Below are 13190 nucleotides of genomic sequence, written 5' to 3' on the forward strand. Positions count from 1 at the left end.
GCCGCTCTCCAGGGTACCGTTCCGCACCGACAGGACCCCGTGCTCCTCCGTGGGCGAACGGCCGGTCGGCGCGACGAGCGGGAATGCCGGCGGAGCTCCTGCGGTTGGGTCCCTCGGGCGACGAGGCCCTCCCTGTTCAGCGATCTCCGGAGAGAAGCACCCCATGACCGACACCGCCACCCGCACCGCCTCGACCAGCGCCCCGATCCTGGACGTCCTCGCCGAGCGCTGGAGCCCCCGCTCCTACGACGCCTCCGCGGCGATCGCGGACGAGACGCTGACCGCGCTGCTCGAGGCCGCCCGCTGGTCCCCCTCGGCGGGCAACTCGCAGCCGTCGCGCTTCATCGTCGCGCGCCGCGGCACTCCGGAGTTCGACAGCATCGTCGGCACCCTCGTCGGCTTCAACGCCGCCTGGGCCGGCTCGGCCGCCGCGCTGATCGTCGCGCTCGCCGAGACGGTCGACGAGAAGGGCGAGGCGCGCCCGTGGGCCGTCTACGACCTCGGCCAGGCCGTCGCCCACCTCAGCGTGCAGGCGCACCACGAGGGGCTGCACGTGCACCAGATGGCCGGCTTCGACAAGGACGGGATCCGCACGGCGTTCGGCGTCGACGAGCGCTTCGACCCGGTGACCGTCGCCGCCGTGGGCGTGCTCGCCGGCCCCGACGCGCTCGAGAACGACGTGCTCCGCGAGCGCGAGACCGCTCCCCGCACGCGCCTGCCGCTCGAGGAGCTCGTGCTCGTCCAGGCGTAGTCCGCTCCCCCGAGGCCCCGTCGGCCGCCGCTGCGCGGTGCCGGCGGGGCCTTCGTCGTGCAGGGGTGCGCCTGTGTTACTCCGCGTGTCGTCGCGGCCGCCGAGGGGTCGGCGCTCGTCCGTACGATCGGACGGTCCGCCCGCCCGCCCCGCCTCGGAGCCCTCATGACCGGAACCCCCGCCCGCACGAGCCTGGCCTTCGACGCCGCGCTCGGCCAGTCGGCGTTCCCGGTGCGCTTCGACGGGGTCGGCCGCACCTTCACCCCGGGCGCTCCCGTCCTGGCCGACGTCTCGCTCGACGTGCGCGCCGGCGAGGTCATCGCGATCCTCGGCCCGAGCGGCTGCGGCAAGTCGACGCTGCTGCGGATCGCCGCCGGCCTGGACACGGCGAGCGCCGGCACGGTGCTGATCGACGGGTCGTCGGTCTCGGGGATCGACCCGCGCTGCGCGGTCGCTTTCCAGGAGCCGCGCCTGCTGCCCTGGCGCTCCCTCGCGGCGAACGTCGCGCTCGGGCTTCCGCGCGGCACCTCGCGCGAGGCGGGCCGCACCGCCGTCGACGAGCTGCTCTCGCTCGTCGGCCTGACCGCGCACGCCGGCTCCCGGCCGCGCGAGGTGTCCGGCGGGATGGCGCAGCGCGCCTCGCTCGCCCGCGCGCTCGCCCGCAACCCGGGCGTGCTGCTGCTGGACGAGCCGTTCGGCGCGCTCGACGCGCTGACCCGCCTGCGGATGCAGGACCTGCTGCTCGAGGTGCACGCGGCCGCCCCCGCCACGATCCTGCTCGTCACCCACGACGTCGATGAGGCGCTGCAGCTGGCCGACCGGATCGTGCTGCTCGGCCGCGACGAGCCGGGTGGCGTCTCGCGCATCCGGCAGATCATGACGGTCCCCGGTGCACGGCCCCGCGACCGCGGCTCCGCCGAGCTCGCCGAGCGGCGGGTCGAGCTGCTCGAGGGGCTCGGGATCGAGCGGCACTAGGCCGCCGCGCCCCTCCTCCTTCTCCTCCCCAGGCGCCGATCCCGCCCTCCGTCCACGGATCCCACCGCTCGCGGACATCCCGTCCGTCCGCTCCCGCACACTCGTCCCACTCCCCCACCGCACCGAAGTCGAGGCCCCCATGTCCTTCCCGTCGTTCAGCACCTCCCCACTCACCCGCCGCACCGCGCTCGCGGGCCTGCTCACCGCCGCCGCGGTCCCGCTCCTCGCGGGATGCGTCCAGGGCGAGGGCGGCGGCGGCGCGGCCGCGGCGCCCGCCGCCTCCGACGGCTCGACCGCGAAGACCCAGGGCGGCACGCTGACGCTCGACTTCGCGACCTACAACCCGCTCAGCCTCGTCATCAAGGAGAAGGGCTGGCTCGAGGCCGCCCTCGCCGAGCAGGACGTCACGGTCACCTGGGTGCAGTCGGCCGGCTCGAACAAGGCCAACGAGGCGCTGCGCGCCGGGGCGATCGACGTCGGCTCGACCGCCGGCTCGGCCGCGCTGCTCGCGCGCTCGAACGGCTCGCCGATCAGGACCATCGACATCTTCTCCCAGCCGGAGTGGTCCGCCCTCGTCGTGCCCGCCGGCTCGGCGATCACGAGCGTCGAGCAGCTCGCCGGCAAGCAGATCGCGGCGACCAGCGGCACCGACCCCTACTTCTTCCTGGTGCAGGCGCTCGAGGCCGCCGGCCTGAGCATCGACGACGTCACCGTGCAGAACCTGCAGCACGCCGACGGCTGGGCCGCGCTGCAGAACGGCTCGGTCGACGCGTGGGCCGGACTCGACCCGATCATGGCGGGCGCGCAGGCGGCCGGGGCGACCCTGCTCTACCGCAACGTCGACTTCAACTCCTACGGGCTGCTCAACGCCACCGAGAGCTTCCTCGCGGCCAAGCCCGACCTCGCGCAGACCGTCGTGAACGCCTACGAGCACGCCCGCGCCTGGGCCCTGGAGAACCAGGAGGAGACGGCGAGCATCCTCGCGTCCGTCGCCGGTCTCGACGTCGCCGTGGCGACCACCGTGATCACCGAGCGCAGCAACCTCGACGTCGACAACGTGCCCGGCTCGGCCCAGACCGACGTGCTCTCCGTCATCGGCCCGATCTTCGTCGCGAACGGCGACGTCGCCTCGCAGGAGCAGGTCGACGCGGCCCTCGACTCCCTGATCGACGACAGCTACGCGACGGCGGCCGATCCGTCCGCGATCGCCTGACGGCGCTCCTGACGCCCGCACCACCCCCGCACGACGGCACCGAACCACGACAGAACGACCCGCGACAGCACCGACCGCGACACCGACCGAGGAGACGACGATGGCGACACGCGACGACGAGACCGTGACCGACGCCGACCTCGTGCGCCGGAGCACCGGGCTCGTGCAGGCGCCGGGTGCGGTCGGCACCGCCGTGGTCGGTCCGAGCGTCGAGGCCTCGCAGAAGCGGATCCGCGACGACGAGGCGGCGCACGCCCGGCCGCTCACCTCGCGGCGCTGGTTCCTGGTCGTCGGCGGGGCGATCCTCCCGGTGCTGCTGCTCGCGGCCTGGCAGATCGTCACCACCACCGGGATGGTGTCGGTCTCGGTGTTCCCGTCGCCGGCGATGGTCTGGGCGGCGGCGGTCGATCTCGCGCAGCGCGGCGACCTCGGGCAGGACGTCGCGATCTCGACCCAGCGGGTGCTGATCGGCTTCGGCCTCGGCTCCGCGCTGGGGCTGCTGGTCGGCGCGCTCTTCGGGCTCTCGCGGGTGTGGGAGGTCGTGCTGGCACCGACGCTCGGCGCGATCCGCGCGGTGCCGTCGCTGGCCTGGGTGCCGCTGCTGCTGCTCTGGATGGGGATCGGCGAGGAGTCGAAGATCACGCTGATCACGATCGGCGCGTTCTTCCCCGTCTTCACCACCGTCGCGACAGCCCTCGGCCACGTCGACCGGCAGCTCGTCGAGGCGGGCCGGGCGTTCGGGCTCTCCGGCGTGCGGCTGTTCACCGCGGTGCAGCTGCCCGCCGTGATCCCCTCGGTGATCGCCGGGCTGCGCCTGGCGCTCGCGCAGTCGTGGCTGTTCCTGGTCGCCGCCGAGCTGATCGCCTCGTCGATGGGCCTGGGCTTCCGCCTGACCGACAGCCAGAGCAACGGGCGGATCGACCGCGTCTTCCTCGCGATCATCCTGCTTGCCGTGCTGGGCAAGCTGACCGACTCGATCGTGGGCGTGTTCCAGCGCTACGCGATCCGGAAGTGGGCGTGAGGATGACCGGCACGGCGCGTCCCACGACCGACACGACCACCGGCACGACGACCACGGAGGCCCGCCGATGATCGAGACGATCGCGAACCTGCTCGAGGAGTCCCGCCGCTTCCCGGCGCCCGAGGCCTTCGCTGCGCAGGCGAACGTCGCCCCCGGCGAGCACGCCCGCGCCGCCGCCGACCCGGTGGCGTTCTGGGAGGAGGCCGCCCGGCGCCTGGACTGGGTCGAGCCCTGGCACACCGCGCACCGCTGGGAGCCGGCCGTCCCGCAGGAGGACGGCACGCTGTCGGTCCCGCGCGCGACCTGGTTCGAGGGCGGCACGCTCAACGTCGCCGTCAACTGCGTCGACCGGCACGTCGACGCGGGCCGCGGCGACAAGACCGCCCTGCACTTCGAGGGCGAGCGCGGCGACCGGCGCTCGATCAGCTACGCCGAGCTGCAGCGCGACGTCGCCCGCGCCGCGCACGCGCTCACCGCACTCGGCATCGGGAAGGGCGACCGCGTCGTCGTCTACCTCCCGGTGATCCCCGAGACCGTCGTGATCACCCTCGCCATCGCGCGGATCGGTGCGATCCACTCCCTCGTCTTCGGCGGCTTCTCGGCCGAGGCCGTCCGCTTCCGCGTCGAGGACACCGGCGCGAAGCTGCTCGTCACCACCGACGGCCAGTTCCGGCGCGGTGTCGCCGTGCCGGTGAAGGCGAACGCCGACCACGCGGTCGCCGGCGTCGCGTCGATCGAGCACGTGCTCGTCGTCCGCCGCACCGGCGACGAGACGCCGGACCTCCCCTGGACCGAGGGCCGCGACGTCTGGTGGCACGACGTCGTCGACGGGCAGAGCGACGTGCACGAGGCCGAGGCCTTCGACGCCGAGACGCCGCTGTTCATCATCTACACCTCGGGTACGACCGGGAAGCCGAAGGGCCTCGTGCACACCAGCGGCGGGTACCTCACCCAGGCCTCCTGGACGCACTGGGCCGTGTTCGACGCCAAGCCGGACGACGTGCACTGGTGCACCGCCGACCTGGCCTGGGTCACGGCGCACACCTACGAGATCTACGGACCGCTCTCGAACGGGCTCACCCAGGTGATCTACGAGGGCACCCCGAACACCCCGCACACCGCGCGGCACTTCGAGATCATCGAGCGCTACGGCGTCACCGTCTACTACACGGCGCCGACGCTGATCCGGACGCTGATGACCTGGTTCCCGGAGGGCGTCCCGTCGGAGTACGACCTCTCGAGTCTGCGGCTGCTCGGCACGGTCGGCGAGTCGATCAATCCCGAGGCCTGGGTGTGGTTCCACGAGCGGATCGGCGGCGGGCGCTGCCCGATCGTCGACACCTGGTGGCAGTCCGAGACGGGCGCGGCCGTGATGTGCCCGCTGCCGGGCGTCTCGACGCTCAAGCCGGGCTCCTCGCTGGGCGCCCTGCCCGGCCTCGGCGCCCTCGTCGTCGACGAGGCGGGCGAGCGGGTGCCGAACGGGTCCGGCGGCTACCTCGTGGTGGACCGCACCGGCCCGGCCCTCGCCCGGACGGTCTGGGGGAACCCGGAGCGGTACCGCGACTCCTACTGGGCCCGCTACGCCGACCGCGGCTACTTCTTCTCCGGCGACGGCGCGAAGTACGACGCCGACGGCGACATCTGGGTGCTCGGCCGGGTCGACGACGTCATCAACGTCTCGGGGCACCGGCTCTCGACCATCGAGATCGAGTCGGCGCTCGTCGCGCACCCGGCGGTCGGCGAGGCCGGCGTGGTGGGCGTCGAGGACGCGACGACGGGCCAGGCCATCGCGGCGTTCGTGATCCCCTCCGACGAGGCGATCGACCGCGCGGAGGAGGATCCGGCCTACTGGACCGCGCTCGAGGCCGACCTCTCGCAGGTGCTGCGCGAGCACGTCGCGACGGCGATCGGCCCGATCGCGAAGCCGCGCGACGTGGTCGTCGTCCCCGACCTGCCCAAGACCCGCTCGGGCAAGATCATGCGCCGCCTCCTCGGCGACATCCGCGACGGCCGCGCCCTCGGCGACGTCACGAGCCTCCAGGACGACACGGTCCCGGAGCGGATCGCCCGCATCGTCGCCGCGCGCGGCTGACCCGGGCTCAGCGCAGCGCGGCTGCCGCTGCAGCGACACGATCGAGGAGCGCCGCACGCAGATCGTCGACGAACTCCGGGTCCATCGCCCGCAGCGCCGGGTCCGAGCAGAGCGCACGGATGTGGTCCGGTGCGGCGGCGACGAGCTCGGTGATCCGGTCTCCGAAGCGGTCGGGGTCCAGATCACGCGCCGCGGCTTCCGTCCGCCACCCGAGTCCTCCGATCTCGGCGGGCCGGTACGTGCCTGCCACCTTCTGCGCCAACCGCATGCGCTCCGGGCGGTACCGGTCGTACGGGGTCAGTGTGGCGATGTCGTAGAGCGGTGCGAGGGCGATCTGCCGTCCCGACAGCAGGACGGAGTAGTTCTTCGCATGGGCGTCGGGCGCCGCGATCAGCCAGTTGAAGGCGACGCCGAGGAGCAGCCGCTCGATCGCGCGCTGCGCCTCGTCCCTCGGCAGCTGCCTGCGGAGAAGCGCCGCCATGCGTCCCAGTCCGGGGCCGCCGTCGTCCTCGTACTTCTGGGACGGCATGACGGAGAGCGCCTGGCAGAAGTCCTCCTGGTGGATCCGGCGCAGGCCACGCGCGCTCCGTTCCGGCGGACGGGCTTCCGCCAGGCGCAGACGGTCGTACCGCTCGACGACGACGGCGGTCTCGCCGTCGAACCGATCGATGCGGGAGCGCGCGGCTACCAGCCCCAGGCGCGCGGCGAGCGTGAGGCATACGTGCTCATTCACAGCGCTTCCCCGGAACTCCGGGATCCCCGGCTTGACGATGTGCGTCGTCGGCGTCGCGCCCGTCGGCAGGGCCCACGCATCGTCTTCTCGCAGCAGGCCGAATTTGGCCTGGGCGCCGCCGAGACTGAACCGACCGTCGCGATCGTCGAACGTCCATCTGCTCGGATCCGCGTTCATTGCACGGATCTGCGCTCCGATCTGCGTATCGCTGAGCCGGGAGAGGCCGCCGTGACGCTCGAAGGTCGCCTCGTTCTCAGGACGCACGAACTGCACGGCTCCCGCGCAGTCGAGCCCGTAGTGCTGGAGCAGGGTGAACGGATTGTGCTCGTCGGCCTGCGGCCGGGCGTCGAGCGCCCACCGCCGGAGCGTCTCGGCGTTGTCGGGCAGGAGCCCCCAGAGGAAGGGCTCGACCGCCTCGGGCCCGTACTCCCGTGGACCGACAGGCAGCGAGAGGGACAGCGGAGTGGGCGTGCGGCGCGCCAGGTACGGCCGGTCGTAGCGGAACGTCGACGACCGGACGTCGCATCCGAGCACTCCGGCACGGACACCGTCGACGAAGACGAGGAGCTGCCGCGTCACGTGGATGCTCCGTCCGTGAATCCGCGGAGGTACGCCTGAAGGTCGAGACCGGCCGGCTCCTCCGTCCGCTGGTGGGCGTCCTCGGGGGCGAAGACGTCCGCCTCGAGTCCGAGCTCGAGGAGGACGCGGAGGACCGCGGCCAGAGCCGCTCGTTCCTTGCCCTGCTCGATCGCGACGATCGACTGCCGGGAGAGACCGGCTCGGTCGGCCAGGTCCTGCTGGGTGCAGCCGAGCTGTCGACGCCGTGCTCGGATCACCGCGCCGATGTCCTCGGCGGTGCGAACCACTGACATGTGCCGCTCCTTCCTTCACGATGCTGCGCCGGGGGCGCGTGTCCATGATCGTTGTCACCGGTATCTCTGTCTACGTTCGGCGACATATAGAGAATGTCGCGAGACGGCGACATTCCCTGCTCGGGGGATCCTGCAGCTCGCGCAATGGGCCCCATTGCATGCTGATCGAGTTCTCCGCGCAGCGGGCGTATCGAGCGGAGGGGGCGCCTCCGGCGCCACCGCAGGGCGGGGAAGAGGCCGACGTGCATGTGGTGGGTGGGTCTCGATACGCCCCTGCGGGGCTACTCGACCAGCATGTCTGCGGGCGTCTCTGCCAAGTAGATCCACCGGCGTCGGAAGACGAGTATGCAGACCCGTCCTGCTGGTGGCGGCCGGCCTCGATACGCCCCTGCGGGACTGCTCGACCGGCATGCGTGTGTGCAGGCGGGGCTGCTCGACCCGCAGGACGGTGTGCACCGCCCGAGGCTTGCGGTCGCCTGCGAAGCGGGGCGGGGCGGGGGCATCGGGAGTAGCGTTGTCGCGTGCGCGATGTCCAGCAGCGAATCATCTCCGAGCTCCACGTCTCCCCCTCCATCGATCCGGCCGCCGAGGTCGAGCGGCGCAGCGGCTTCCTCGCCGACTACCTCCGGCACACCGGGGCCAAGGGCCTCGTGCTCGGCATCAGCGGCGGGCAGGACTCGAGCCTGGCCGGCCGGCTCTGCCAGCTCGCGGTCGAGCAGGTGCGCGCGGAGGGCGGCGACGCCTCCTTCATCGCGGTGCGGCTGCCCTACAAGGTGCAGGCCGACGAGGAGGACGCCCAGCTCGCGCTGACCTTCATCCGGCCCGACCGCCAGGTGACCTTCGACATCCACGCCGGGGTCGACGGCATCGCCTCCGCGTTCGGCGACGCGGTCGGCGAGCCGATCTCGGACTTCGTCAAGGGCAACGTCAAGGCGCGTGCCCGGATGGTCGCGCAGTACGCGATCGCCGGCCAGGCGGGCATGCTCGTCGTCGGCACCGACCACGCGGCGGAGGCGGTGACCGGCTTCTTCACCAAGTTCGGCGACGGCGGCGCCGACGTGCTGCCGCTGACCGGCCTCACGAAGCGCCAGGGCCGCTCGCTGCTCGTGCACCTCGACGCCCCGGCCCGGCTCTACGAGAAGGCGCCGACCGCCGACCTGCTCGACGAGAACCCGGGCCAGACGGACGAGTCGAACCTCGGCCTGGTCTACGCCGACCTCGACGAGTACCTCGAGGGTGGCGACGTCGCGACCGAGGTCGCCGAGGCGATCGAGGCCCGGTACCAGGCGACCGAGCACAAGCGGCAGGTGCCGCTGTCGATGTTCGACGACTGGTGGCGCACCTCCGCCGTGTACACGCCCGGCAACCACTGACGCCGCAGGCCCACTGACAGCACGAGCCGCCCCGGGGATCCTCCGGGGCGGCTCGCTCGTTCAGAAGGGGCGGCGGCTCAGTCCGCGGCGCGCGCGTTGTAGACGAGCACGTCCCCCGCGTCGACGTGCGCGCGATAGGCGCGGAAGACCTCGAGCGCCTCGTCGCGGAGCACGCCGTCGACGACCTCGATGCCGCGCGCCTCGAACTGCGCGGCCCAGTCCTCGCGCATCGGGCCCTCGTCGAAGGTGGAGATCTCCTCCAGCTCCGGACCCGACCCGGCGACCACCAGGCGGCGCACGCCCGACCACAGCGTCGCTCCGTAGCACTGCACGCAGGGCCGCCAGTTGACGACCAGCTCGTGCGCCGGCAGGCCCTCGCCGCCCAGGTCCCACGAGCCGAGCGCCGTCTGCGCGAGACCGAGCGCGGTGACCTCCGCGTGGCCGGAGGAGACCCCGCTGCCCAGGACGACGTTCACGCCGACCGAGACCACGCGACCGGAGTCGCGCTCGACGACGATCGCCGCGAACGGGCCGCCGTTGCCCTCGCGGAAGTTGCGATCGGCGAGCGCGTGCACGAGGGCCATGCGGTCCTCGCGCTCAGACAGGTACTCGGGGACGTCGCGCACGGCGTCCTCGATCCAGGCGGGCAGGGCGATCTCGTAGCGGGTGGCGAGGCGGTCGATGTCCATGCGTCCATGCTCCCATCCGGTGCAGCGGCACCCCGCACGGCTCGACCCGCCGTCCGGTCGGGCCCGGATCGCAGAGCCTCAGGCGCCCAGCGCCCTCCCCAGGGCGGCCGCCTTAGCCGCCCAGAAGCGCTTCGCCACGCCGGTGCGGGAGAAGAGGGCGTCGAAGCCGTGGAACGCGCCGTCGACGATCTCGAGCTCGCAGGGCACTCCCGCGGCGCGGAGCCGCTCCGCGTAGCGGACGTCCTCGTCGTGGAAGAGGTCGAGGGTTCCGACGCCGATCCACGCGGGCGGGAGGCCCGAGAGGTCGTCCCGGCGGGCGGGCGCGGCGTACGGCGAGACATCGGGGCCGCCGGGCTCCGCGCCGAGGTAGGACGTCCAGCCGAAGCGGTTGCTGCCCGGCGTCCAGACGCGGACACCGCGGGGCGCCGGCCCAGGACGGGTGACGGTGCGGTCGTCCAGCATCGGGTAGACCAGCAGCTGGAACGCGGGCTGCACTCCGCCGCGATCGTGGGCGAGGAGGGTCGCCCCCGCGGCCAGGCCGGCGCCCGCGCTCGCGCCGCCCAGCGCGATCCGCTCGGGATCGACTCCCCGCTCCTCGGCGTGCGCGGCGAGCCAGCGGAACGCGGCCAGCACGTCCTCGAGGGCGGCGGGCGCCGGGTGGGCGGGCGCGAGCCGGTAGCCGACCGAGAGGACCGTGATGCCGAGGGTGCGGGCGAAGGCGATGTTCGAGGACTCGTCGTCGAAGCGGCTGCCGAGCACCATGCCGCCGCCGTGCACCCACACCAGCGCGGGCGCGGCGCCGCGGAGGGTGCGCGGACGGTAGCTGCGGACCGGGACCGAGGTGCCGTCCGGCCCAGGGATCTGGAGGTCCTCGACGAGCAGGTCCGGCGGTGCCTCCCCGCCGACGGCGGTGCGACGGGTGGCGAGGCGGAGCAGCCGCGGTCCGAGCACGATCGGCGGGACGAGGCGGCCGAGCGCGAGGTCGGGGTGGAAGCGCGCTGCGGCGCCGCGCGCGGACCCGCTCATGCCCGCGGGTCCGTGACGAGCGGCAGCACGTCGTCGTAGTGGCCGGGCACGACCGCCGGCTCGACGTCGTAGACGCGCACCGCGTCGCCCTCCGCGCCGTGCGCCGGCGGCCAGGGCAGCTCCTCGCCCCGGACGAAGGCCACCAGCTCGCCGTGCATCACCGTGGCGAGCGCCGCGGGCGGGTCCTCGCCCAGGACGCGGGCGGTCGCCTCGGCGTCGAGGTGGTCGAAGAAGAACGGCAGGTCGAGGCAGTGCGACGCGCCGCCGGTCGCGGGCGAGAGCCGGTCGAAGGCGTAGAGCCAGGTCGGCGCCGGTCCTGCGGCACGGTTCCGCGCCGCCTGCAGCACCGCGCGGCGGAACAGCAGGTCGGTCGTGCGGGGTGCCGCCCCGGGCTCGCGCTCGAGGCGCGGGCTGTCGAATTCGTCGGCGGTCGCCCCGATCAGGAGCGGCTTGTCGAGGCCGGTCGTCGCGGTCGCCTCGGACACGGGCAGGGGCAGGAGCGCGTCTCCCGAGACCGGCGCGAAGACGATCGCGTGACCCGACCCGGGCATCATCGTGAGCGCGGCGGTCTCGGAGAGCCCGTCCTGGTCGAGCGAGGCCAGCCCGGCGCGGGTGGGCTCGACGCCGAGGCCGTGAGCGAAGGCGGCGAGCTGCTCCTCCGCCTCCTCGAGCGGGACGCTGCGATCGGTCGGCGAGATCGCGACGGCGCGCGCGAAGAGCGGCTGCGCCTCGGCGCAGCCGAGCAGGGTGAGCACGGCGCCGCCGCCCGCGGACTGGCCCGCGATCGTGACCCGGCCGGGATCGCCGCCGAACGCGCCGATGCTCTCGCGGACCCACCGGAGGGCGGCGAGCCAGTCGCGGACCCCGCGGTTCGCGTCGCCCTCGACGACGCCGAAGCCGTCGACCCCCAGCCGGTAGGCGGCGGTCACGATGATCACGCCGTCGCGCGCGAACGCCGAGCCGTCGTGCCAGTCGCTCGAGGCCGCTCCGGTGACGTAGCCGCCGCCGTGCAGGTAGACCAGCACGGGCAGCGAGCCGGCCGGCTCGGCCGGGGCGAACACGTTCAGCGTCAGCGTGTCCTCACCCGGGATCGAGTGCTCGGGGATGGTCGTGAACTCGAAGGGGCGGCCGCGCTGAGGCGTCGCCCCGTAGGCGTCCGCCTCGAAGACGCCGTCGAACGGCGCCCGCGGCTCGGGCGCGCGGAACCGGCGGTCGCCCGCCGGCGCCTGTGCGAAGGGGACGCCGAGGAACCGGGCGACGCCGTCCTCCGCGACTCCGGCGACGACGCCGCGGGGCGTCTCGACCTCGATGCGCACGACCGGCTCCCGCTACGGCCGCACGAGGGTCTTGATCGCGCGGCGCTCGTCCATCGCGGCGTACGCCTCGGCGATCTCCTCGAGCGGCAGCTCCAGGTCGAAGACGAGACCCGGCTCGATCGCGCCGCTCAGCACGTCGGGCAGCAGCTCCGCCATGTAGCCGCGGACCGGCGCGACGCCGCCGTTGACGCCGACGTTCGAGCCGAACATCTGGCGCACGGGCAGCTCCGGCCCGCCGTTGGGGACGCCGACGTAGCCGACCATGCCGCCGGGGCGGGCCGAGTCGAGCGCCTGCTGCATCGACTCCTTGGTGCCGACGCACTCCAGGACGCAGTCCGCGCCGATGCCGTCGGTGAGCTCGCGGACGCGGGCCACGCCCTGGTCCCCGCGGGTGTCGACGATGTGGGTCGCGCCGAAGCGGGTGGCGAGCGCCTGGCGGGACTCGTGCCGCGACATCGCGATGATCGTGGTCGCGCCGAGGCGCTTGGCCGCGAGCACGGCGCAGAGGCCGACCGCGCCGTCGCCGACGACCGCGACCGTGGAGCCCGCGGTGACGCCGGCCGAGACGGCGGCGTGGTGACCGGTGCCCATCACGTCAGCGAGGGTGAGCAGGCTCGGGATCAGCTTCGGGTCGACGTCGGTGCCGACCGGGAAGAGGGTGCCGTCGGCGAGCGGGACGCGGACCTTCTCGCCCTGCGCGCCGTCGGCGAAGCCCTGCTCGCCGACCTCGGCGCCCCACCAGCCGCCGGTGAGGCAGGAGGTCGAGACGCCGTTCGCGCAGTTCGCGCAGGTGCCGTCGCAGACGTAGAAGGGGGCGATCACGAAGTCGCCGACCGCGATGTCGTGCACGTCGTCGCCGATCTCCTCGACGACGCCGACGAACTCGTGGCCGATGCGGTGCGCCTCCTTCGTCGGGGTGACGCCGCGGTAGGGCCAGAGGTCGGAGCCGCAGACGCACGCGGCGGTGACGCGGACGATCGCGTCGCGACCGGTCGAGAGCACGGGGTCGGGCACCTCCTCGAGTCGGACGTCGCGCTCGCCGTGGATGATCGTTGCTCGCATGGGGACTCCTGCTCGAGAGGGGGTGGGGGCTCGTCCACGGTACGCCGCCGCCGCGGGGTGGAAGGGT

12 protein-coding genes are annotated in these 13190 nt (G+C 73.5%); 6 read left to right on the plus strand and 6 right to left on the minus strand.

The window, feature by feature from the left end; translation table 11 throughout:
• The first annotated feature begins 163 nt into the window (after nt 1–163).
• The 5 genes from EDF22_RS16940 (at nt 164) to acs (ending at nt 6052) form a co-directional block, all read left to right on the plus strand.
• Entirely contained in the window at nt 164–751 is a 588-nt protein-coding gene (locus EDF22_RS16940; protein ID WP_123706035.1) for a nitroreductase family protein, read from the plus strand.
• A gap of 165 nt (nt 752–916) precedes the next feature.
• Complete coding sequence (locus EDF22_RS16945) at nt 917–1726, plus strand: ABC transporter ATP-binding protein (RefSeq protein ID WP_123706036.1); 810 nt, start codon at nt 917–919, stop codon at nt 1724–1726.
• A gap of 139 nt (nt 1727–1865) precedes the next feature.
• Nucleotides 1866–2939, plus strand: coding sequence for an aliphatic sulfonate ABC transporter substrate-binding protein (locus tag EDF22_RS16950; RefSeq protein ID WP_123706037.1), 1074 nt, complete (start codon nt 1866–1868; stop codon nt 2937–2939).
• A gap of 100 nt (nt 2940–3039) precedes the next feature.
• Nucleotides 3040–3960: an ABC transporter permease gene (locus EDF22_RS16955; protein WP_123706038.1), complete on the plus strand. Its 921-nt coding sequence runs from the start codon at nt 3040–3042 to the stop codon at nt 3958–3960.
• 67 nt (nt 3961–4027) lie between these two features.
• On the plus strand, nt 4028–6052 hold the full coding sequence (gene acs / locus EDF22_RS16960; RefSeq protein ID WP_123706039.1) for an acetate--CoA ligase: 2025 nt from the start codon (nt 4028–4030) through the stop codon (nt 6050–6052).
• 7 nt (nt 6053–6059) lie between these two features.
• On the opposite strand, the gene EDF22_RS20545 is transcribed toward acs, so the two are convergent.
• Nucleotides 6060–7364 carry a type II toxin-antitoxin system HipA family toxin gene (locus EDF22_RS20545; protein ID WP_185039057.1) on the minus strand — a complete coding sequence of 435 codons (1305 nt, stop codon included), beginning with the start codon at nt 7362–7364 and terminating at the stop codon, nt 6060–6062.
• On the minus strand, nt 7361–7657 hold the full coding sequence (locus EDF22_RS20945; RefSeq protein ID WP_123706040.1) for a helix-turn-helix domain-containing protein: 297 nt from the start codon (nt 7655–7657) through the stop codon (nt 7361–7363). The genes EDF22_RS20545 and EDF22_RS20945 overlap by 4 nt, the downstream gene beginning before the upstream one ends.
• 521 nt (nt 7658–8178) lie before the next feature.
• Between EDF22_RS20945 and nadE the strand changes: the two genes are divergently transcribed.
• Nucleotides 8179–9030: an ammonia-dependent NAD(+) synthetase gene (gene nadE, locus EDF22_RS16985; RefSeq protein ID WP_123706041.1), complete on the plus strand. Its 852-nt coding sequence runs from the start codon at nt 8179–8181 to the stop codon at nt 9028–9030.
• Between the two features lie 77 nt (nt 9031–9107).
• Here nadE and EDF22_RS16990 read toward each other — a convergent pair whose 3' ends face one another.
• From EDF22_RS16990 to EDF22_RS17005, 4 genes are all read right to left on the minus strand, one after another.
• Complete coding sequence (locus EDF22_RS16990) at nt 9108–9719, minus strand: nucleoside deaminase (RefSeq protein WP_185039061.1); 612 nt, start codon at nt 9717–9719, stop codon at nt 9108–9110.
• 78 nt (nt 9720–9797) lie between these two features.
• Nucleotides 9798–10745 (minus strand): alpha/beta hydrolase, encoded by a 948-nt coding sequence (locus EDF22_RS16995; RefSeq protein ID WP_123706042.1) that lies wholly within the window; start codon nt 10743–10745, stop codon nt 9798–9800.
• Nucleotides 10742–12061: a carboxylesterase/lipase family protein gene (locus EDF22_RS17000; RefSeq protein WP_123706043.1), complete on the minus strand. Its 1320-nt coding sequence runs from the start codon at nt 12059–12061 to the stop codon at nt 10742–10744. The genes EDF22_RS16995 and EDF22_RS17000 overlap by 4 nt, the downstream gene beginning before the upstream one ends.
• A gap of 12 nt (nt 12062–12073) precedes the next feature.
• Complete coding sequence (locus EDF22_RS17005; protein ID WP_123706044.1) at nt 12074–13123, minus strand: zinc-dependent alcohol dehydrogenase family protein; 1050 nt, start codon at nt 13121–13123, stop codon at nt 12074–12076.
• Nucleotides 13124–13190 lie beyond the last annotated feature (67 nt).

Source organism: Rathayibacter sp. PhB127 (genome assembly GCF_003751665.1).
In the GTDB taxonomy this organism is placed as follows: domain Bacteria; phylum Actinomycetota; class Actinomycetes; order Actinomycetales; family Microbacteriaceae; genus Rathayibacter; species Rathayibacter festucae.

Coding starts and splice junctions, on each gene's coding strand:
- EDF22_RS16940 (WP_123706035.1), top strand. CDS start 164: ATGACCGACACCGCCACCCGCACCGCCTCGACCAGCGCCCCGATCCTG.
- EDF22_RS16945 (WP_123706036.1), top strand. CDS start 917: ATGACCGGAACCCCCGCCCGCACGAGCCTGGCCTTCGACGCCGCGCTC.
- EDF22_RS16950 (WP_123706037.1), top strand. CDS start 1,866: ATGTCCTTCCCGTCGTTCAGCACCTCCCCACTCACCCGCCGCACCGCG.
- EDF22_RS16955 (WP_123706038.1), top strand. CDS start 3,040: ATGGCGACACGCGACGACGAGACCGTGACCGACGCCGACCTCGTGCGC.
- acs (WP_123706039.1), top strand. CDS start 4,028: ATGATCGAGACGATCGCGAACCTGCTCGAGGAGTCCCGCCGCTTCCCG.
- EDF22_RS20945 (WP_123706040.1), bottom strand. CDS start 7,657: ATGTCAGTGGTTCGCACCGCCGAGGACATCGGCGCGGTGATCCGAGCA.
- EDF22_RS16990 (WP_185039061.1), bottom strand. CDS start 9,719: ATGGACATCGACCGCCTCGCCACCCGCTACGAGATCGCCCTGCCCGCC.
- EDF22_RS16995 (WP_123706042.1), bottom strand. CDS start 10,745: ATGAGCGGGTCCGCGCGCGGCGCCGCAGCGCGCTTCCACCCCGACCTC.
- EDF22_RS17005 (WP_123706044.1), bottom strand. CDS start 13,123: ATGCGAGCAACGATCATCCACGGCGAGCGCGACGTCCGACTCGAGGAG.